The sequence below is a fragment of the Neisseria sp. P0009.S008 genome, assembly GCF_051958615.1.
In the GTDB taxonomy this organism is placed as follows: domain Bacteria; phylum Pseudomonadota; class Gammaproteobacteria; order Burkholderiales; family Neisseriaceae; genus Neisseria; species Neisseria subflava.
This window is the reverse complement of the sequence record NZ_JBQCVG010000014.1, coordinates 1-19,222: the sequence shown is the minus strand read 5'-3', so window position 1 is coordinate 19,222 and position 19,222 is coordinate 1. Positions and strand designations below refer to the sequence as shown.

The window sequence follows — 19,222 nt, the reverse complement described above, 5'->3', positions numbered from 1 at the left end:
TAATTTCCTCGTTAGTGTTCTTTCAAAACAGCCATTACATCGGCAACAGTATGGAATGAGCCGAAAACAACGATTCTATCATTTTCGGTTGCTTTAGCCAAAGCAGCGCGGTAGGCTGCAGCGACAGTTTCAAAAACATTTACATTATCGATGCCGTGTTCAGCCAGTTTAGCCTGCAAAGCCTCCACCGTCATGCCGCGCGGCACATCTAAAGGCGCGATATTCCACTCGTCAAACTGGTCTTTAACGATTTCCAGCACGCCATCAATATCTTTATCGGACAACATACTGAATACGGCGGTACGTTTTTGGGCAAAGGCAAGGTTAATCAGGCTGCGGCGCAAAGCACGGGCTGCGTGCGGATTGTGGCCGACATCCAAAACTACCAGCGGACGACCGGGCAAAACTTGGAAACGTCCAGGATTCTCAACCAACAGCAAACCGCGTTTAATCGCGCCGATATCAACCGGCAATTGTTCGTTCAAACATTCCAGCACCGTCAATGCACACGCGGCATTAGACAACTGATAGGCACCGCGTAAAGCAGGAAACGGCAAGGAATTGCGGTTACGGCTTTGGCCGTCTGAAGATTGCGGATGGAAGCGGTAATTCCACTGTACGCTTTCCATTGACGCAAAATCAAAATCTCGCTGAACCATCAACAGTTTTACGCCAATTTCTTCTGCGTGTTTAACCAATGATTCAGGCGCAGGATTCTGACCGCATACGGCTGGCTTGCCGCTACGGAACACTCCGGCTTTCTCAAAACCAACCTGCTCGACAGTATCACCCAAAAATGCCTGATGGTCCAAATCCACGCTAGTAACGACCGAGCAGTCGCCATCGAATACATTCACGGCATCCAACCGTCCGCCCAAACCGACTTCCAAAATCATTACGTCCACATTTTCACGCATGAAAATATCGACGGCCGCCAAAGCATTAAACTCAAAATACGTCAGCGAAATTTCGCCGCGCGCCGCTTCGATCCGCTCAAATGAGGAAACAATCAATTCATCTGAAACCGACTGAGTGTTGATGGCGATTCGTTCGTTGTAACGCAGAAGATGAGGACTGGTCAGCGTACCGACTTTAAAACCAGCTTCTTTATAAATATGCGACAAATAGGCGCATACGGAGCCTTTGCCATTGGTACCCGCCACCACGACGACAGGACATTGCGGCACCAAATTCATGCGTTTTTTCACTTCTCCCACACGTTCCAAACCCATATCGATAAGGCCGGAACTATGGGCAGTCTCCAAATGAGAAAGCCAGTCTTGTAATGTTTTCATTGTATTTATCGCTTCAAAAGGCCGTCTGAAACAGCCGTTTAATCCATATCTGCCGCAAGTTCTGCTTTGTCTTCTTTTTCACGGCACCAGCGTGCCCACACTTTCAGACGGCGGTAAGCATCACGGCCAGCCATATCGGGCAAGATGCAGTGTTTGACTATTTTTCCGTCAACATTCCATTGTAAAAACAAAGCATAAACCGTCAACATACTGCTGTCTTGCAAAACCGCGCTTCTTCCCTCTTCCTCGCCATTCAAGTAAACCGTCGCACGGTATTGGCGATCGATGATAATTTTTCTGACCGCATTTTGAGTGTGAAAATTAACGTTGCGCCAAGCATAGGCAAAACTGCCGGCCAACGCCGCCAAACCCAGCCACATCATCCAGCCGTAAAACTCGGCAAGGCATAAGGCCAACGCCGAAAGGTGTAAGAAGACAATCAGAATTTTCAAAGAACGCGAGGGCTTTAAGGCCGTCTGAAAACTTCGCACGGCTTTACATCATATTGTCGAAAACAGGCGCAATGTTCAATTCCGCCTCTTCCATATCCAAAACCATATCGTGGATTTCGGTATCGAAAAATTCCCAAAAAGCCTTCAAGCTCATGTCTTGCGGCCATTTGCTTTTATCGATGCCCCAGCCGGCCAATTCGGCTTCAAAAATCTGCTGGTAGCGTTCGTCAAAATAAGAAATGACGGATTCGGGTTCGTCAAATTGCGGCACAAGGAATACGGAGCAGTTGGTGCGCAGTTGCTCGACGGTCAGGTCGGGCATATTTTCATCGGCGGATTTCAGCCATTCCAAAAAACGGGCGGTCGGCTTCAACACAACAGCAGTACGGTCAACAAAATACATTATTTTCAACTTTCAAAATCATTCAAACCGATCATGCCGTCTGAAATTTCAGACGGCCCGAGTTTAATGTGTCATCACCTGTTGCAGGAACTGTTTGGCACGCTCGTGTTTCGGATTGGTAAAAAACTCTTCCGGCGTTTCGTCTTCCAGAATCTGGCCTTTATCGACAAAAATCACACGGTCGGCGACTTCGCGCGCAAAACCCATCTCATGGGTCACACACATCATGGTCATGCCGCTTTCCGCCAAGTCTTTCATCACTTTCAATACTTCGCCAACCATTTCAGGGTCAAGCGCAGAAGTCGGCTCGTCAAACAACATGACGCGCGGCTCCATCGCCAAACCGCGTGCAATCGCCACACGCTGCTGCTGACCGCCGGAAAGCTGACCGGGCAGCGCGTCTTTTTTATGTGCCAAGCCGACGCGTTCCAAAAGCTCCATCGCTTTCTTTTCCGCCTCTTCACGGCTTTGGTTTTTCACTTTCATCGGAGAAAGAATAATATTTTCCAAGACGGTCAAATGCGGATACAGATTGAATCCTTGGAACACAAAACCCACTTCTTCGCGCACTTTGTTCAAATCGGTTTTCGGATCGGCAACATTGATGCCGTCCACCCAAATCTCGCCGCTTTCAATGCGCTCGAGTTGGTTTACCGTACGAATCAGCGTAGATTTGCCACTGCCTGAAGGGCCGCATACAACGACTACTTCGCCTTGTTTGACTTCCAGATTCACGCCGTTGATAACGTGCAAATCTTTAAAATGTTTGTGTACATTTTTGAATTTAATCATGTTTATTTGACATTCTCTAAAATTGACCAGATTTTGGATGGCCTGTTTTTAATCTGTTTGGCATAATGCTCGATTTTCTCACTGTTGTCCTTGGTATAAATGCCGCGACACAATATATCCAATGCATCTTTGTTCAAGTCGCCATAACGGTTGTTGGTATATACCGACAGGATGCAGGCTTTCAGGGGATTGAAGGGAACGCCGTATTTCTGCGCATTGTCCCGATTTCCAAACAGCCATGCGGTATCTGCTAAAGCTGCGTAGTTGCTCAAAGCTGCCGCTTTAAATAATTTTTCTTTGATCAGCGGATAATTTTTCTGCTTCTGATTTTCCAGTTTGAACACTTCATTCATCAATTTTTGTGAACCGTTAGGCGCAAGTTCGTCTTCTAAAGCTGTTTTATCATATTCGGCTTCAATATCATCAAGTAAGTCTTGTGCCGCTCCTTCGCCGTTTTCTGCGGCTTTTTTCAGCCAATAGTAAAACTCGCTTTCTTTGAGGTTTACAGGGTCTGTTGTCATTTCCAACTGCATGGCCAGCAGATATTGCGCTTCAGCATCGCCGGCTTTTGCTTTGCGCCGCAGGCTTTCTTCTCCGCCGGTTCCTAATGCAAATGCCGTACCGGTAATAAGTACAGCCAGCCCACACCAGACATATTTTTTCAACATTAAGTTCCCAACCTTTCAGACGGCCTTTTGAACCAAATAATTGCTCAATTCCACATATTTCTCAGCGGCAATGTGTTCTGCCCTATCCTGCGGATTGATGCCGACTGCCTGCAAATCATCATCGCCGGCAAATTCCTTCAAATTATTGCGTATGGTTTTGCGGCGTTGATGGAAAGCCAGTTTCACCAGTTTGGCAAAATGTTCAAAATCTTCTGCTTTACCGATGCGGTGTTTCACCGGAATCATGCGCACCACGGCCGAATCCACTTTCGGCGCAGGATCAAAGGACTCGGGCGGTACTTCAATCAACATTTCCATATCGAAGAAATATTGCAGCATTACGCCCAGACGGCCATAGTCGTTGGTTTTCGGCTGCGCCACCATGCGTTCGACCACTTCTTTTTGCAGCATAAAGTGCATATCGATCACATCGTCTGCCACTTCGCTCAATCGGAACAAAAGCGGCGTAGAAATATTGTACGGCAGATTGCCGACAATTTTTTTCTTGCCTTCAATGCTATTGAAATCAAACTGTAATACATCGCCTTCGTGTATCACCAATTTATCTGTAAACGGCAAGGTTTTCAGACGGCGTACGATGTCGCGGTCGATTTCGATAACGTGCAGGCGATTGAGTTTCTTCACCAAAGGCTCAGTAATGGCAGCCAAGCCCGGGCCGATTTCAATCACGATATCATCAGGCTGCGGTCTGACCGCGTTGACAATATCGCTAATAATCCGCGTATCCTGCAAAAAATTCTGCCCGAAGCGTTTCCGGGCCTTATGTTCTTTCATATCTTTCTTCAAGCAAGCTGTTTAAGGCAGTATTGTAACTGAAACAGGCGTTTTTGTCGGCACGCTTTCAGACGGCATTTGCCTAATTTTAAGCAAACGGCGGCGCTTCCAAACCCAAAGATTTCAGTAGTTGCGCGGTCTCATAAACCGGCAAACCCATCACGCCGGTAAAACTGCCCTGCAAATGCTCGACAAATACGCCGCCCAAGCCCTGAATCCCATACGCACCGGCTTTATCCATCGGCTCACCGCTGGCAACATAGGCTGCAATCTCCTCAGCCGTCAACGTTTTAAAGCGCACTTCACTCGCCTGCACCACATCATGGCGCACGCCTTGCCAGTAAACGCATACAGCCGTCAGCACTTGATGCGTCCGTCCGGACAAGCGTTCCAGCATATCGACAGCATCCGCCTCGAATTCCGGTTTGCCCAAAATAACTGCACCATCCGCCACCGTCGTATCCGCCGTCAATACAGCAAACTCAGGCTCTTGATCATGAGCAGCAAACCATTGCGCCACCGCCGCCTGATTTTTCTCGCAGGCCATACGGCGCACATACTCTACTGCGGCTTCGCCTTCTTTAGGGGTTTCATCAATATCCGCAGGAAGGCGGCGTACTGTGAAACCCAAATTTTCCAAAATCTCACGACGGCGCGGACTGCTCGAAGCCAGATAAATTGCGTTCATTGTATTGATTTTCCTTATTTTGAAATTTTATGCTGGCCGGACAGGCGGACATAATGCGCAGAGGAATACGTCAAAAATTCCTTTTCCTCATCCGTCAGCGGCCGCACTTGTCTCACAGGCGAGCCGACGTATAAAAAACCGCTTTCCAAACGTTTGCGCGGCGGCACCAAACTGCCTGCTCCTATCATCACATCATCTTCGACAACCGTATCATCCAAAATAATCGAGCCCATGCCCACCAACACACGATTCCCAATTCGGCAGCCATGCAGCATGACCTTATGCCCAATCGTCACATCATCGCCGATAATCAAAGGCGAACCGTCAGGCTTCACCGCATTCTTATGCGACACATGCAAAACGCTACCGTCCTGCACATTGCTGCGCTTGCCGATAGAAATACTGTTCACATCGCCGCGCAATACGGCATAAGGCCATATCGATACATCTTCCGCCAGCGACACTTCACCAATCACTACCGAAGTCTCATCTACAAAACAAGACTCATCAACCGACGGCACATAATCCAAAAACGCACGAATAGGGTTTGCCATTTCCAATATCCTTTTCTCAAAACCAAAACTGATCAGGCCGTCTAAAAACACGGCGTAAAACGATTTTATACTACAACAATACGAAATCAAGCTAGAAAATCATCAAAAGGCCGTCTGAAACAGTTTTCAGACGGCCTTTCATCATAAACCCTTTATCTTGGCTTACCACTATTTATCATTAGCGCCCCAGCTATATTTTATGGAATAATCGTCTTCATTTCATTCTTGGAGAAGCCGATGGAGACACGTTCGGGAAATTATGCAGCACCCCTGCTGGTCGTCGGCTGCGTCGTCTTCGGCTTGGGCAGTTTGATCGTCAAATTTGTCGATGTCGGCTCTTACGCCATCGCATTTTGGCGCTTGCTGATCGCCGCCCCTATATTCTTCCTACTCGGGCGTTTTTTCAGACAAAAAATGCCCACGAAAAGAAAAACGGTTGGCTACGCAATCTTATCCGGCGTTTTCCTCGCATTCGACCTCGCACTTTGGCACGAAAGCATTCACGCCGTAGGCCCCGGCATTTCAACCTTGCTCAACAGCCTGCAGATTTTCTTTTTAGCCGCCATCGGCTTCTTTTTTTATTCAGAACGTTTAAGCGTCCTGCAAATTTTAAGTTTGATATTGGCCACCATAGGCGTCGCCTTAATCGGCAGTCCAGAGTTCAGCCATAACAACAATGCTGCATGGGGATTTGTCAGCGGCGTAGTGTCCGGTGCCATGCTGGCCCTGTCTATGGTTTTCGTACGCAAAACCCATGAGCAGGAAAAAGTTGGTTTGTTTCCGCTGATGATGATTTTAAGCTTCGGCGGCGCAATGGCGCTGGTCATCCCATCTCTGCTATTCGATGCCACCCATCTTTACCCCAGAACTTTAAACGATGTGATTCTAGTTTCCATCTACGGCATCGTCATGCAATGCTTCGCTTGGGCATTGATTGCTTACGCCATCCCGCTTTTATCCTTATCACTGACCGGCCTGCTACTGCTCTCCGAACCAGTCGCCGCCATGTTGATCGATTATTTCTGGCTGGATAAACCGATTAATACCGTCCAATGGAGCGGCGCCACTTTGACTTTATTGGCGATTTATTTAGGTTCGTTAAAAGACAAAAAATAGATACAAAAAGGCCGTCTGAAAAATTTCAGACGGCCTTTTAATCTGTTATTGCTTATTGGATACTGGTACCAATACGGCTGAGTTCGCCAAAGTTCATCCAAACAAAAAAGGCTTTACCAACGATCAGTTTATCATCAACAAACCCCCAATAACGGGAATCGGCGCTGTTGTCGCGGTTATCGCCCATCGCGAAATAACGGCCTTCAGGAACTTTACAGATAAAGCCATTGCCGTCTTCTGCGTATTCGCAATTTTCCAAACCGCTTGTTTCAAGCGAATAATTGCTTTCAGGCATCACTTCAGAGATGTATTTGTTCAATACGGCAATAGATACGGAAGGTTGACCGGCCTCTTTGACCACATCAAAGTTTTTGCCGTTTAAGGCCGTATGAAAACGCTCAAGCGTATGAATCATAGACGGATCGGTATCATCTGCGTATTGATAATTGCCGTTTGGTTTTTCGGAAATAATTTCACCGTTAACAGTCAAAACCTTATCACGGTATTCCACAACGTCGCCCGGAATACCGACGATACGTTTGATGTAATTCATCTCAGGCTGAAGTGGGTAATTGAACACCACGACATCGCCTCGTGCAATGTTGCCGACAGGGATAATAACCTTATTCAAAATCGGCAGGCGGATACCGTAAGAAAATTTGTTCACCAAGATAAAATCGCCTTTGACCAAGCCCGGACGCATGGAGCTGGACGGAATTTGGAATGGCTCGGCAATAAAGCTGCGCAACACAAAGATAACCAAGATGATGGGGAAAAAGCCGCCCATATAGTCGGTAAAATGCGCATTGTCTTCGCCGGTCTCGCTTTTTTTCAGACGGCCTTTATGGATTGCCCAAACAATACAGGTGAACACGACAAACACCAGCAATACGGCGGTAAAGCTCATAAATTCGGACAAAATGCCGAATACGCCGATCATGCACAAGAGATAACTCCATTGCAGGCCGGAGCTCCATTCGCCGTTTTCCTGACGCTCTTTACTGCTTTTGAAGTTGAGGACCAAGCCGGCTAACAGTACAACGATTGCGCCTAAAGTCAGATTTATACTCATTATTTATCACTCACTTGCAGAATCGCCAAGAACGCGCTTTGCGGGATTTCCACGTTGCCCACTTGTTTCATGCGGCGTTTGCCTGCTTTTTGTTTTTCAAGAAGTTTTTTCTTACGCGTAATATCACCGCCGTAACATTTCGCCAAAACGTTTTTACGCAAAGCTTTGACGTTTTCACGGGCGATAATCTGACTGCCGATGGCGGCCTGTACGGCAATATCAAACATTTGGCGCGGAATCAGTTCGCGCATTTTTGCTGCCAGTTCGCGGCCTCGGTGAACCGCGCTTTGGCGGTGCACAATCAGACTTAGAGCATCGACTTTTTCGCCGTTAACCATAATGTCGAGCTTAATCAAATCAGACGGTTGGAACTCTTTGAAATGGTAGTCCAACGAGGCATAGCCGCGCGAAGTGGATTTGAGTTTGTCAAAAAAGTCCATCACGACTTCGTTCATGGGCAAGTCGTAAGTCAGCATGACTTGGCGGCCCATGTATTGCATATTGACCTGAACGCCGCGCTTTTGGTTACACAGAGTCATGACGTTGCCGACATATTCCTGCGGCACAAGAATGGTCGCAGTGATAATCGGCTCAAGAATGGTTTCGATGGTGCTGATTTCAGGCAGTTTGGACGGGTTTTCAACTTCGATTTTCTCGCCGTTTTTCAACACAACTTCATAAACCACCGTCGGCGCAGTGGTAATCAAATCCATGTCGAACTCGCGCTCCAAGCGTTCCTGCACGATTTCCAAATGCAACAGGCCCAAGAAGCCGCAACGGAAGCCGAAGCCCAATGCTTGGGAAACCTCAGGCTCAAATTTCAACGAAGCATCGTTCAGCTGCAATTTTTCCAACGCATCGCGCAAAGCTTCGTAGTCGTGGCTTTCCACCGGATAAAGGCCTGCAAATACCTGGCTTTGTACTTCTTGGAAGCCGGGCAACGGCTCAGAGGCAGGGTTGGCAACCAAAGTAACCGTATCGCCGACTTTTGCCTGACCCAATTCTTTTACGCCGGTAATCAAAAAGCCTACTTCGCCGGCTTTGAGTTCTTGTTTCTGAACCGATTTCGGTGTGAATACGCCCAGTTGCTCGACCTGCGTTTCCGCCTTGGTGCTCATAAAGCGCACTTTGTCTTTCAGCTTGATGGTGCCGTTTTTCACACGGATCAACATGACCACGCCGACGTAGTTGTCAAACCACGAATCGACGATAACCGCTTGCAGCGGCGCGTTTTCGTCGCCGGTCGGCGCGGGGATTTTGGCAACGATTTCTTCCAAAACGTCTTCCACGCCGATGCCGCTTTTGGCTGAACATTGCACCGCGCCGACGGCATCGATGCCGATGATGTCTTCGATTTCCTGTTCCACGCGTTCGGGGTCAGCGGCGGGCAGGTCGATTTTGTTCAAAACAGGCACAACTTCCACGCCCAAATCAATCGCGGTATAACAGTTCGCCACGGTTTGCGCTTCTACACCTTGAGACGCATCGACCACCAAAAGCGCGCCTTCGCAAGCCGACAGCGAACGGGATACTTCATAAGAGAAGTCGACGTGTCCCGGAGTATCAATCAGATTGAGCTGATACACCTGCCCATCGCGTGCTTTATAGTTGAGCGCGGCGGTTTGTGCTTTAATGGTAATGCCGCGCTCTTTTTCGATGTCCATGGAGTCGAGCACCTGCGTACTCATTTCGCGCAAATCCAAACCGCCGCAGTATTGGATAAAACGGTCGGCAAGCGTCGATTTACCATGGTCGATGTGGGCAATAATGGAGAAATTCCGTATGTTTTTCATATTGTTATTAAGATAAATGCAATTAAAGTCGGAAAGGCCGTCTGAAAAAACAGGGATTCGGTTTTCAGACGGCCTTAGAATAAGGTTGAATCGTTCCGTATTCTAACGGAAATTCAACGTTTCTGCATGATTTTATAGCGATTTGACAATCTCGGTTACCATCTTCGCCGAGCTGACGGCCGCCGTTTTCAAAAACTCTTCAAAGCTGATGTCCGCTTTCTCATCTGCCGAATCGGATACGGCGCGAATAATCACAAACGGCACTTCTAACTGGTGACAAGTCTGCGCAATCGCCGCAGCTTCCATTTCCACTGCTTTGACCTCAGGGAAATGGCTGCGGATTTCCGCGACACCTTCGCTGCTGTGCACAAAACGGTCGCCACTAACAATCAAGCCTTGCGTTACAGCCGCACCTTCAAACACTTGCGCCGCCTTTTCTGCTTGGCGAATCAAGTTCTCATCCGATGCAAACGCAGCAGGAAGTTGCGGTACTTGCCCCCAAACATAACCAAAAGCCGTTACGTCAACATCGTGATGCGCCACAGTTTCGCCGATAACCACATCGCCAACCTTCAGGCCCTTGCCCAAACCGCCTGCACTGCCGGTATTAATAACACAATCCGGTACAAACTGATGAATGACCCAAGAAGTCGAAACCGCTGCATTAACCTTACCGATACCGCTTAAAACCAATACCATGCGTTTTCCGGCCAACTCGCCTTCATACGCAGAGAATTTACCGAAGGATACATGCTTGACATTGGCCATGCTTTCACGCAAAAGCTCGATTTCCTGTTCCATTGCGCCGACCACGGCAATTGTTTGTACTGACATCTCGTTACCTTTCCATTCACTAATTGGGCAACATTATAACAGCAGAATTTAAAATCACAGGGATACTGAAAAATCTGCTATATTCCCAGAACGACACTCAATTTAAAACAGATTGACGCTCGAGCTGGCAAACAGCAAATAATGGTTGCTTCTGTTATAATTATTCTCAATGAAATAACTTAATATTAACTATCTGAATTCTTATGTTTGACGAAAATACTCCGGGTGCAAAAGAAGAATTGTTCGCTTGGCTACACCATATGAACACATACAAAGGCTCCGACCTTTTCATTACCACCAATTTCCCGCCGGCCATAAAAGTGGACGGCAAAATTACGCGACTGAATGATGAGCCGTTGAGTGCTGAAAAATGTATGGAAATCGCTTTTTCGATTATGTCTTCCAAACAAATCGAAGAATTTTCTTCCACCAACGAATGCAACTTCGCCATCAGCCTGCCCGATACCAGTCGCTTCCGTGTCAATGCCATGGTTCAACGCGGTGCAACAGCTTTAGTGTTCCGCTCCATTACCAGCAATATCCCGAAATTTGAAACGCTCAATCTGCCCCCTATTCTGAAAGACATCGCCCTCAGAAAACGCGGCCTGATTATTTTTGTCGGTGGTACAGGTTCGGGCAAGTCCACTTCTCTCGCCTCCCTTATCGACTATCGAAACGAAAACAGCTTCGACCACATTATCACCATCGAAGACCCGATTGAGTTTATCCACCAACACAAAAACTGCATCATCACCCAACGAGAAATCGGCGTAGATACCGAAAATTGGCCGATTGCGCTGAAAAACACCCTGCGCCAAGCACCGGATGTTATCTTGATTGGCGAAATCCGCGACCGCGAGACCATGGACTACGCTATTTCCTTCGCGGAAACCGGCCATTTGTGTATGGCGACACTACATGCCAACAATACCAACCAAGCGCTCGACCGCATCATCAACTTCTTCCCCGAAGAGCGCCGTACCCAGTTGCTGACAGACTTGTCGCTCAACCTGCAAGCCTTTATTTCACAAAGACTGATTCCCCGTGAAAGCGGACGGGGTCGTGTGGCGGCGGTCGAAGTTTTGCTCAATTCGCCGATTATTGCCGACTTGATTCAAAAAGGCGAAGTCCACAACATCAAAGAAATGATGAAAAAATCAACCGGCATGGGCATGATCACTTTTGACCAAGCCTTGTATGATTTGTATGAAAACGGCGATATCAGCTATAAAGACGCTATTAAAAATGCCGACTCCCCCCATGACTTGCGCCTAGACATTCAATTACGAAGCCGTCGTGCGCAAAATGCCGGTCCGGATTTAGAATTGATTTAACAGCTTCAAAGCATAGAAAAGGCCGTCTAAAACCTTACTACGAGTTTCAGACGGCCTTTATTCCATCAAATAATCAAGCCTGTTTCAGTTTTGCATCGGCATCACGCAATGCAGTACGCAGACCTTCCTCGATAACCGGATGGTAGAACGGCATATCCAGCATTTGCGGAATCGTCATCTTCATTTGATGTGCCCAAGCCATCAAGTGTGCCAAATGTTCGGCAGCAGGGCCGACAACTTCCGCACCAATGAAACGGCCGGTCGCTTTCTCAGCATACAAACGCATATGGCCTTTGTTGACCAACATAACGCGGCTGCGGCCTTGATTTCGGAAGGAAACCTCGCCGATGACAAACTCATCAGGCTGATATTTCGCCGTAACTTGCGCGTATTTCAAGCCGATAGTGGCAATTTGCGGACTGGTGAATACCACGCCGATTACGCTACGGCGCAAACCGCCCTCAATATTCGGGAAAATAGCGGCATTGTGGCCGGCAATTTTGCCTTGGTCGGAAGCTTCATGCAGCAGAGGCAATTGATTGGACGCATCGCCTGCGATAAAGATATGCGGAATGCTGGTTTGCATGGTCAACGGATCAGCAACAGGCACGCCACGCGCATCTTTTTCGATATTCAGGTTTTCCAAACCGATATTGTCCACGTTCGGACGGCGACCGGCGGCAGCCAAAGCATATTCGGCATGGAACACACCTTTTTCGCCATCTTGTTCCCAATGAACTTCAACATTACCTTCTGCATCCAATTTGACTTCGGTTTTGGCATCCAAATGCAAAGTCAACTCTTCACCAAAAACGGTTTTGGCTTCTTCAGCGACAACAGGATCGGAAATACCGCCAATCGCACCGGCTACGCCAAAAATCTCAACTTTTACGCCCAAACGGTGCAAAGCCTGACCCAACTCTAAGCCGATTACGCCAGGGCCGAACACGGCCACACTCTTAGGCAAGGTATCCCAAGAAAAAACATCATCGTTCACAATCAAGCGATCGCCTAAAACTTCCCACTGTGGGAAAATCACAGGGCGCGAACCGGTGGCAATCACAAAACTTTTTGCAGTAATTTGAGTGTGGTCATCAATTTGGACGGTGTGTTCATCAACAAATTTTGCCGTACCCATAATACGCTTGTCGGCAGGCCACTCTTCTACATCGCTGACTACAAAACCGACAAAACGGTCGCGTTCGGACTTCACGCGGTGCATGACTTCTTCGCCGTTTACCGTTACGCTGTCTTTATCCAAATGTACGCCAAACGGATCGGTATGCAGAGCATGATGGCGCGCTTCCGCAGCCGCAATCAGCAATTTGGACGGCATGCAGCCGACACGTGCACAAGTTGTTCCGAATACATTGTTTTCAATCAGGTAAACATTGTCTGTATGAAGTCGGGCATTGCGAAATGCGCCCATACCGGCTGTACCGCCACCCAGTACTACCACATCTGCTTGAATCTTTTTCATATTTTATCCTTACTGTCTATATCCAAACCGATATTGCCATCAGGTTATCTGTTTTCAGACGGCCTAAACTTCATAAACTATCAAAATCTAAAAATTAATAGCCAATACCTAAATATCGATTTAAAACAATAATCTCAAATTCTACTTGTAAATATAGAGTTATTCAGAACGCCGATTTGCAAACGTCGTTTGAATAACTCTATATTTGGGTCTTTCAGACGGCCTTTTCAAGCCGTCTTAAGCATACAGGCAATTAGTTTTTAGCCAAGTAAGCTTCCAAGTCTTCGCTGCCGCCGATGTATTTGCCGCCGATGAATACTTGAGGAGCAGTCATCTTGCCGGTAATAGCGCGTACGGAAGTAACAGTTGCATCTTTGCCCAATACGATTTCTTCGTAAGACAAACCTTTGTCTTGCAGAGCTTTTTTAGCTTTAGCACAGAATTGGCAGCCAGGTTTGGTGAAGATGGCAACAGACTCTTGAGCTTTCCACTCGGGAGCAATAAATTTCAACATAGTGTCAGCGTCAGACACTTTGAAAGGATCGCCTGGTTCTTCAGGTTCGATAAACATTTTTTCAACCACGCCGTCGTTAACCAGCATGGAGTAACGCCAAGAGCGTTTACCGAAGCCCAAGTCTTCTTTGCCAACCAACATGCCCATGCCTTCAGTGAATTCACCGTTGCCATCAGGAATCATGTAGATGTTGTCAGCTTCTTCTTCAGCAGCCCAAGCGTTCATCACGAAAGTGTCGTTTACAGATACGCAGTAGATTGCGTCAACACCGTTTTCTTTGAACGCGCCAAACAATTCGTTGTAGCGTGGCAGATGAGAAGAAGAGCAAGTTGGAGTAAATGCGCCAGGCAGAGAGAACACGACTACTTTTTTGCCTTTGAACAAATCATCAGTAGAAACATCTTTCCAAGTGTCGCCAACGCGAGTGCGGAATACTACGGAAGGTACTTTTTGACCGGTACGATCTTGCAAAGCCATTTTTAAGCTCCTTAAAAATTCGGGTTTGAGAAATGAATCAATGCTTGCATTCTAATGCAGGCCTATCGATTTGTATAATTTATAGTTCAAATAATATTAATTACATTAAACTATCAATTCAATTAAACCGAAAACAGCTGTTTCTTTAAATGGAGGCCGTCTGAAATAAAACAAGTACCTGACTGAAATTATTTTTTAGGTAAGGGCTGAACGGGAGAATCCGAAGCCACAATTTCACCGATGGCTGTTTCCGCAATATCCTTCAAAACATAGCGGTCTTTATCCGGCATGTCTGTCGGTTTGTATTGAGGCGAGAAATCCAAACGGATACGGATTTTCTTCATAGAAACAATACGCCATAAAGACTGAAACAGGTTTACCTCCGCATAGGATGGCAGATCCGTCCGTTGTCCTTCGCCATCATAATATCGCAAAGTTACTGCCTGAATCGGCGCTTTCGCATCAATAGCCGATTGAAACAGGGCTGCTTTAAACGGCAAAATACCCAAGCCAGAAGAAGTGCGTGCCTCGGGAAAGAAACTGACATTTTGCCCTGCTTTCAATGCCGCACAAATCGCCTGATTAATCGGCTCGATATCACGGCGGGAATTGCGCTTAATAAACACCGTGCCGGCATTTTTACCCATTTTCCCCAAAACCGGCCAGCCGCTAATTTCCTGTTTCGCAATAAAACTGCTCGGATAAACGGCACTCATGGCAAAAATATCCAACCAAGACACATGATTGGCCACCACCAAAGTACCGCTCACATTTCCTTGCGGCGGTACGCCGATTTCCAATTCGATATCCAAAGCATCCAACGCACCTTTTCCCAAAACAACCACAGCGTGATTGCGTTCCTCTGCATTGTTGCCATCGATGGCACGCAAATCCCGACCGGTTCTGAATAACCAAGCTGCCAAACGGCAAAGTCTGCCCAGTCGTTTAAAAAAAGGAGCTTTTTGTTTAGACATAAAATTTCTTCTGTATTGTGTTCATTATTTTCAGACGGCCTCTGACATTTAAGGCCGTCTGAAACTATTTCTGGCAATTTGGACAATAAAATGTTCCACGCTGCCCCAAAGTTTCTTTAAAAATCAGCCCGCCACATTGGACACAAGGCTCATTGTGACGGCTATAGACCGTATACTCCTGCTGAAAGTAGCCGCTTTTTCCATCGCTATTAACGAAGTCTCGCAGCGTACTGCCGCCGGTTTCAATCGCCCTTTGCAGAACCGCTTTAACGGTTTCCACCAATAATGCGCATTCTTTTTTGGTCAGCTTATTCGCCGGACGCAATGGCGAAATACCTGCCTTAAACAGACTTTCATTCGCATAAATATTGCCAACGCCAACCACCACCGCATTATCCATCAGCGCTAATTTAACTGCTCGCTTTTGGTTTTTCAATTTCTGATACAGGTAATTTGCATCAAAATCGTCCGAGAGCGGCTCCGGCCCCAGTTTTTCCAACAGCGGATGATGCTCGGCAATACCCTCATACCACAATACCGCACCAAATTTACGCGGATCGTGATAACGCAATACGGTACCGTCATTAAATACAAAATCTAAATGATCATGTTTATCCGGCGTGGCGATACGCTCATCATCGGCGGTAAAAATCCGCAAACTGCCGGACATACCCAAATGAATAAGTAAAATACCCGTTTCAAAAGTAATAATCAAATACTTCGCACGACGGTTGCATGCCAAAATTTTGCGCCCGGCCAAAATTTGCGCCAAGTTTGGATGGATAGGCCATCTCAATTTAGACTGGCGAATAATGACTTTTTCTATCTTCTTGCCATCAATATGCGGCGCGATTCCGCGTAAAGTCGTCTCCACTTCAGGTAATTCAGGCATCATTATTCTCCAAATTCGTCATTATATATAGGCCGTCTGAAAACTATTCGGCCAAACGTGCCGTACTTAAAGCAACCGTATTGCCATCGAATGCAGATTCCAATTCAGGCAAAGGATGGACACCAATCAGATGTTTCGTCAAAACTACACCATACACCGCTGCACACTGAGGCCACCACCTATCCCCGGCCTTTTCCATAAACCGCCAGAACTTCAAAGCAGATGGCGAATTTACCGCTGGCAGATAATCCATAAATTGCCCATATTCCATTTCAAAACCAATATCCGCAATTCTTCGTTTCAACTCAGCCAGCGCCAAGCATTGAGATTTCATAGGCAATCTTTTGCCATCAAACCACGAGCTCAATCCCCACAAAGATTTAGGGTTAAACCCCGTCAAAATCAACCTGCCCTCAGGTTTTAATATCCTAAATGCCTCTTGCAACACCAAATCGGCAGATGAAATTTCCAAAAGATGGGGCATCAATAACACATCCACTGAATGCGTTTCAAATGCCAACATTTCAGCATCCATCCGCACATCGCGCGGCACCACAATCATATTTTCAGACGGCCTCTGCCATATACCGCCTAATTGAACCGCCACTTGGCCATTCAAATATTGCAAATGCCGTCTGAAAAAATCCGCCTCTTTTTGAGCAAGATATTGTCCCATTGGCGTTTGCATAAAAAAAACTTCCATTAAAGACTCCCCTATGCATTCTGGCTTGTGTGACAGAATTTTAACACCACGGCCACATCATACAAGCAAATTCCCTGCTCGACTTGACGTTTGAATGCTGAAACGATACCATCGAAAAGACGAAATTTTATTATATATTTGATAACTCTATTTACTATGGCAAAACTAAAAACCATCGCTCTGACCGTTTCAAGCCTGTCGGCAGTTTCCGCCACAGCCTACGCGCAAAACGCCACGCCCAACCAAGTCGGCATGGCCATGATGCGCCTCAACTCCTCCCTGCTCGACCAAGCCAAAGCACAAACCTTCGGCTCTGGTAGCTTGTGGGCATCGTTGCGTAAAGACTTCCGCATCAACGAAGTCAACACAGAACTGGTTCGCCGCCATGAAAACAAATTTGCTGCAAACAGTGCATATTTCGACCGCACCATCTCCCGCAGCAAACCTTATATGTACCATATTGCCAATGAAGTTAAAAAACGCAATATGCCTGCTGAAATCGCTTTGCTGCCTTTCATTGAAAGCGCATTCGTAACCAAAGCCAAATCACACGTCGGCGCATCCGGCCTGTGGCAATTTATGCCGGCTACTGGCCGCCACTTCGGCTTGGAAAAAACGCCTTTATATGACGGCCGCCACGACGTTTACGCCGCTACCGATGCCGCACTGAACTACCTGCAATACTTGCACGGTATGTTCGGCGACTGGTCTTTGGCCCTTGCCGCTTACAACTGGGGCGAAGGTAACGTCGGCCGCGCCGTAAACCGTGCCCGTGCGCAAGGTTTGGAGCCGACATACGAAAACCTGCGTATGCCGAATGAAACACGCAACTACGTTCCAAAACTTTTGGCCGTCCGCAACATCGTTGCCAACCCGCAAACTTTCGGCATGAATATCAGCGAAATCAGCAATCAACCGTATTTCAAATCTGTCAGCATCGACAAACCTATTGATAACAGCACAATCGCTCGCTTTGCAAACATCAGCGAAAGCGAACTGTTGGCACTCAACCCAGGTTTCAATGCCCCAGTATTTATCCCTAAAAACAACCGTCGTCTGTTGTTACCGGTTTCTGCGGTTTCTGCATTTGAAAAGAACTACCGCAATGCCAATCCAGATACCCTGATATCTTGGGATATTTATACCTCTTTGGGCAACAAAAAACTTAATGCCATCGCCAACGATACCGGCATGAGCGTAGCCGAACTCAAACGCCTCAATGGCCTGAGCGGCAGTGCCATTTCTGAAGGCCGCAGCATTTTGGTGGCTAAAAACTCAGCTACCCAAAGTCAAGACATTATTAACTTTATTGACAAAGACAATACGCCGGATACTTACCAATCCAATATGCCGGCCATGTCTCCGATTATTGCTTCCAACGTAGCAGAACCGGTTAAAGTCGCTCAAAATACCGTGACCAATATTGTTTCTCCTATTGTTCCACAGTCCAGCAAACCGGTTGACTTTATTGCACGCAGCAAAGCTGAAAACGTTACTTCCGTAGCGGTAACAGAAACCAAGGCGCAGCCTCAAGTTGCAAATGCGGATGTAGCCGCCCCTGTTGTAGCCATGCCCCATACTACTTCTGATCCTGCTGCTACAAATGTTGCAGAAGCACCCAAAGCAGCTATCCCTGCCGACTTGACTGCACCGACTGTTGCCGCAAACGATGTAGCCCCTGCTCTAGCAGTTGAATCTGTTGCTGCTGCGCCGGTTCAAGAAGAGCATGATGACCTGATGGCTTTGGTACAAAGCCGACCTGCAGAGGAACCTGCAGCGACTGTCGCTGAAGCAACTCCTGAAGCCAAACAAGTTCAAACTGTTGTCACTGCCGAAAGTGCTCGTGCCGCACGTATCGCAGCCAATACCGCTAAACAACAACGCCGCATCAATGCGCGTCTTGCCCGTGTAAACGGTCAACAAAACACACAAACTGCAGCACTTGAAGCAGGCACACACCGCGTGGCAGATGGCGATACGCTGTTTAACATCTCCAAACGTTACAACTTGAGCGTAGCTGATTTGATTATTGCCAACAACATCAAAGGTAACAATATCAAAAAAGGCCAAATCCTTCGGGTCACAGCTGCTCCTGCAAAAGTCCGCAGCAACCCGATTCAAAACGTTTCCTACACTGTACGCAAAGGCGATACTTTGAACACCATCGCCAACCGTTTCAATGTTGATGTTAATGATATCCGCCGTTGGAACCGCAATACCCGTACTGTGACTCCTGGTCAACGTTTGAAACTGATCGGTAGCTAATACTTGCTTCAAAACAAAGGCCGTCTGAAACATTCAGACGGCCTTTGAACTGGCCCCCAAATCTTGGACACTCATAAAAGCCTATTCAGGCGCTCTGTGCAAGCTGGGTTCTGTATGCGAC

The 19,222-nt window shown here is 47.2% G+C and carries 19 protein-coding genes; 3 read left to right on the top strand and 16 right to left on the bottom strand.

What is annotated here, in order from left to right; genetic code table 11:
• Nucleotides 1–11 precede the first annotated feature (11 nt).
• From folC to ACTHSQ_RS10060, 8 genes are all read right to left on the bottom strand, one after another.
• Nucleotides 12–1,295, bottom strand: a complete 1,284-nt coding sequence (folC, locus tag ACTHSQ_RS10095) for a bifunctional tetrahydrofolate synthase/dihydrofolate synthase (RefSeq protein ID WP_440371918.1) — start codon at nt 1,293–1,295, stop codon at nt 12–14.
• 38 nt (nt 1,296–1,333) lie between these two features.
• Nucleotides 1,334–1,786, bottom strand: a complete 453-nt coding sequence (locus tag ACTHSQ_RS10090) for a protein YgfX (protein WP_440371917.1) — start codon at nt 1,784–1,786, stop codon at nt 1,334–1,336.
• A 4-nt stretch (nt 1,787–1,790) separates the two neighbouring features.
• On the bottom strand, nt 1,791–2,150 hold the full coding sequence (locus ACTHSQ_RS10085) for a hypothetical protein (RefSeq protein ID WP_440371916.1): 360 nt from the start codon (nt 2,148–2,150) through the stop codon (nt 1,791–1,793).
• 63 nt (nt 2,151–2,213) lie between these two features.
• Complete coding sequence (locus tag ACTHSQ_RS10080) at nt 2,214–2,942, bottom strand: amino acid ABC transporter ATP-binding protein (protein ID WP_003747231.1); 729 nt, start codon at nt 2,940–2,942, stop codon at nt 2,214–2,216.
• Between the two features lie 2 nt (nt 2,943–2,944).
• Nucleotides 2,945–3,610 carry a sel1 repeat family protein gene (locus tag ACTHSQ_RS10075; RefSeq protein ID WP_440371915.1) on the bottom strand — a complete coding sequence of 222 codons (666 nt, stop codon included), beginning with the start codon at nt 3,608–3,610 and terminating at the stop codon, nt 2,945–2,947.
• A gap of 15 nt (nt 3,611–3,625) precedes the next feature.
• The gene (gene rsmA, locus ACTHSQ_RS10070) at nt 3,626–4,405 is read right to left on the bottom strand and encodes a 16S rRNA (adenine(1518)-N(6)/adenine(1519)-N(6))-dimethyltransferase RsmA (RefSeq protein ID WP_440371914.1); all 780 of its coding nucleotides are present in this window, start codon (nt 4,403–4,405) and stop codon (nt 3,626–3,628) included.
• Between the two features lie 88 nt (nt 4,406–4,493).
• On the bottom strand, nt 4,494–5,093 hold the full coding sequence (locus ACTHSQ_RS10065; protein WP_440371913.1) for a Maf family protein: 600 nt from the start codon (nt 5,091–5,093) through the stop codon (nt 4,494–4,496).
• A gap of 14 nt (nt 5,094–5,107) precedes the next feature.
• Nucleotides 5,108–5,647, bottom strand: coding sequence for a gamma carbonic anhydrase family protein (locus tag ACTHSQ_RS10060; protein WP_440371912.1), 540 nt, complete (start codon nt 5,645–5,647; stop codon nt 5,108–5,110).
• Nucleotides 5,648–5,884: 237 nt separating this feature from the next.
• On the opposite strand from ACTHSQ_RS10060, the gene ACTHSQ_RS10055 reads away from it, so the two are divergent.
• Complete coding sequence (locus tag ACTHSQ_RS10055) at nt 5,885–6,763, top strand: DMT family transporter (RefSeq protein WP_003685130.1); 879 nt, start codon at nt 5,885–5,887, stop codon at nt 6,761–6,763.
• A 52-nt stretch (nt 6,764–6,815) separates the two neighbouring features.
• Here ACTHSQ_RS10055 and lepB read toward each other — a convergent pair whose 3' ends face one another.
• The 3 genes from lepB to ACTHSQ_RS10040 form a co-directional block, all read right to left on the bottom strand.
• Nucleotides 6,816–7,835 (bottom strand): signal peptidase I, encoded by a 1,020-nt coding sequence (gene lepB, locus ACTHSQ_RS10050; RefSeq protein ID WP_440371911.1) that lies wholly within the window; start codon nt 7,833–7,835, stop codon nt 6,816–6,818.
• Complete coding sequence (lepA, locus tag ACTHSQ_RS10045; RefSeq protein ID WP_440371910.1) at nt 7,835–9,628, bottom strand: translation elongation factor 4; 1,794 nt, start codon at nt 9,626–9,628, stop codon at nt 7,835–7,837. Before lepA ends, lepB begins: the two co-directional genes overlap by 1 nt.
• A 132-nt stretch (nt 9,629–9,760) precedes the next feature.
• The gene (locus ACTHSQ_RS10040) at nt 9,761–10,462 is read right to left on the bottom strand and encodes a 5'-methylthioadenosine/adenosylhomocysteine nucleosidase (RefSeq protein WP_440371909.1); all 702 of its coding nucleotides are present in this window, start codon (nt 10,460–10,462) and stop codon (nt 9,761–9,763) included.
• A gap of 203 nt (nt 10,463–10,665) precedes the next feature.
• Here ACTHSQ_RS10040 and ACTHSQ_RS10035 point away from each other — a divergent pair, with 203 nt between their 5' ends.
• Nucleotides 10,666–11,796, top strand: coding sequence for a PilT/PilU family type 4a pilus ATPase (locus ACTHSQ_RS10035; RefSeq protein ID WP_440371908.1), 1,131 nt, complete (start codon nt 10,666–10,668; stop codon nt 11,794–11,796).
• Nucleotides 11,797–11,869: 73 nt separating this feature from the next.
• Here ACTHSQ_RS10035 and ACTHSQ_RS10030 read toward each other — a convergent pair whose 3' ends face one another.
• The 5 genes from ACTHSQ_RS10030 to ACTHSQ_RS10010 all read right to left on the bottom strand — a co-directional run bounded on the left by ACTHSQ_RS10030 (nt 11,870) and on the right by ACTHSQ_RS10010 (nt 16,836).
• A complete protein-coding gene (locus ACTHSQ_RS10030; protein ID WP_003685068.1) occupies nt 11,870–13,276 on the bottom strand; it encodes a dihydrolipoyl dehydrogenase in 1,407 nt (468 codons plus the stop codon).
• A 253-nt stretch (nt 13,277–13,529) separates the two neighbouring features.
• On the bottom strand, nt 13,530–14,267 hold the full coding sequence (locus ACTHSQ_RS10025; protein WP_003685261.1) for a redoxin family protein: 738 nt from the start codon (nt 14,265–14,267) through the stop codon (nt 13,530–13,532).
• 188 nt (nt 14,268–14,455) lie between these two features.
• Nucleotides 14,456–15,241: a 1-acylglycerol-3-phosphate O-acyltransferase gene (locus ACTHSQ_RS10020; RefSeq protein WP_003685330.1), complete on the bottom strand. Its 786-nt coding sequence runs from the start codon at nt 15,239–15,241 to the stop codon at nt 14,456–14,458.
• Between the two features lie 64 nt (nt 15,242–15,305).
• Nucleotides 15,306–16,133 carry a bifunctional DNA-formamidopyrimidine glycosylase/DNA-(apurinic or apyrimidinic site) lyase gene (mutM, locus tag ACTHSQ_RS10015; RefSeq protein WP_440371931.1) on the bottom strand — a complete coding sequence of 276 codons (828 nt, stop codon included), beginning with the start codon at nt 16,131–16,133 and terminating at the stop codon, nt 15,306–15,308.
• Nucleotides 16,134–16,176: 43 nt separating this feature from the next.
• Nucleotides 16,177–16,836 (bottom strand): class I SAM-dependent methyltransferase, encoded by a 660-nt coding sequence (locus ACTHSQ_RS10010; protein ID WP_003685013.1) that lies wholly within the window; start codon nt 16,834–16,836, stop codon nt 16,177–16,179.
• A 156-nt stretch (nt 16,837–16,992) separates the two neighbouring features.
• On the opposite strand from ACTHSQ_RS10010, the gene ACTHSQ_RS10005 reads away from it, so the two are divergent.
• Nucleotides 16,993–19,101, top strand: coding sequence for a LysM peptidoglycan-binding domain-containing protein (locus ACTHSQ_RS10005; protein WP_003685128.1), 2,109 nt, complete (start codon nt 16,993–16,995; stop codon nt 19,099–19,101).
• Nucleotides 19,102–19,222: the final 121 nt, after the last annotated feature.

Excerpts from the sequence above, each read along its gene's own strand:
- folC (WP_440371918.1), bottom strand. The coding sequence starts at position 1,295 with ATGAAAACATTACAAGACTGGCTTTCTCATTTGGAGACTGCCCATAGT.
- ACTHSQ_RS10085 (WP_440371916.1), bottom strand. The coding sequence starts at position 2,150 with ATGTATTTTGTTGACCGTACTGCTGTTGTGTTGAAGCCGACCGCCCGT.
- ACTHSQ_RS10080 (WP_003747231.1), bottom strand. The coding sequence starts at position 2,942 with ATGATTAAATTCAAAAATGTACACAAACATTTTAAAGATTTGCACGTT.
- ACTHSQ_RS10075 (WP_440371915.1), bottom strand. The coding sequence starts at position 3,610 with ATGTTGAAAAAATATGTCTGGTGTGGGCTGGCTGTACTTATTACCGGT.
- rsmA (WP_440371914.1), bottom strand. The coding sequence starts at position 4,405 with ATGAAAGAACATAAGGCCCGGAAACGCTTCGGGCAGAATTTTTTGCAG.
- ACTHSQ_RS10065 (WP_440371913.1), bottom strand. The coding sequence starts at position 5,093 with ATGAACGCAATTTATCTGGCTTCGAGCAGTCCGCGCCGTCGTGAGATT.
- ACTHSQ_RS10060 (WP_440371912.1), bottom strand. The coding sequence starts at position 5,647 with ATGGCAAACCCTATTCGTGCGTTTTTGGATTATGTGCCGTCGGTTGAT.
- ACTHSQ_RS10055 (WP_003685130.1), top strand. The coding sequence starts at position 5,885 with ATGGAGACACGTTCGGGAAATTATGCAGCACCCCTGCTGGTCGTCGGC.
- lepB (WP_440371911.1), bottom strand. The coding sequence starts at position 7,835 with ATGAGTATAAATCTGACTTTAGGCGCAATCGTTGTACTGTTAGCCGGC.
- lepA (WP_440371910.1), bottom strand. The coding sequence starts at position 9,628 with ATGAAAAACATACGGAATTTCTCCATTATTGCCCACATCGACCATGGT.
- ACTHSQ_RS10040 (WP_440371909.1), bottom strand. The coding sequence starts at position 10,462 with ATGTCAGTACAAACAATTGCCGTGGTCGGCGCAATGGAACAGGAAATC.
- ACTHSQ_RS10035 (WP_440371908.1), top strand. The coding sequence starts at position 10,666 with ATGTTTGACGAAAATACTCCGGGTGCAAAAGAAGAATTGTTCGCTTGG.
- ACTHSQ_RS10030 (WP_003685068.1), bottom strand. The coding sequence starts at position 13,276 with ATGAAAAAGATTCAAGCAGATGTGGTAGTACTGGGTGGCGGTACAGCC.
- ACTHSQ_RS10025 (WP_003685261.1), bottom strand. The coding sequence starts at position 14,267 with ATGGCTTTGCAAGATCGTACCGGTCAAAAAGTACCTTCCGTAGTATTC.
- ACTHSQ_RS10020 (WP_003685330.1), bottom strand. The coding sequence starts at position 15,241 with ATGTCTAAACAAAAAGCTCCTTTTTTTAAACGACTGGGCAGACTTTGC.
- mutM (WP_440371931.1), bottom strand. The coding sequence starts at position 16,133 with ATGCCTGAATTACCTGAAGTGGAGACGACTTTACGCGGAATCGCGCCG.
- ACTHSQ_RS10010 (WP_003685013.1), bottom strand. The coding sequence starts at position 16,836 with ATGGAAGTTTTTTTTATGCAAACGCCAATGGGACAATATCTTGCTCAA.
- ACTHSQ_RS10005 (WP_003685128.1), top strand. The coding sequence starts at position 16,993 with ATGGCAAAACTAAAAACCATCGCTCTGACCGTTTCAAGCCTGTCGGCA.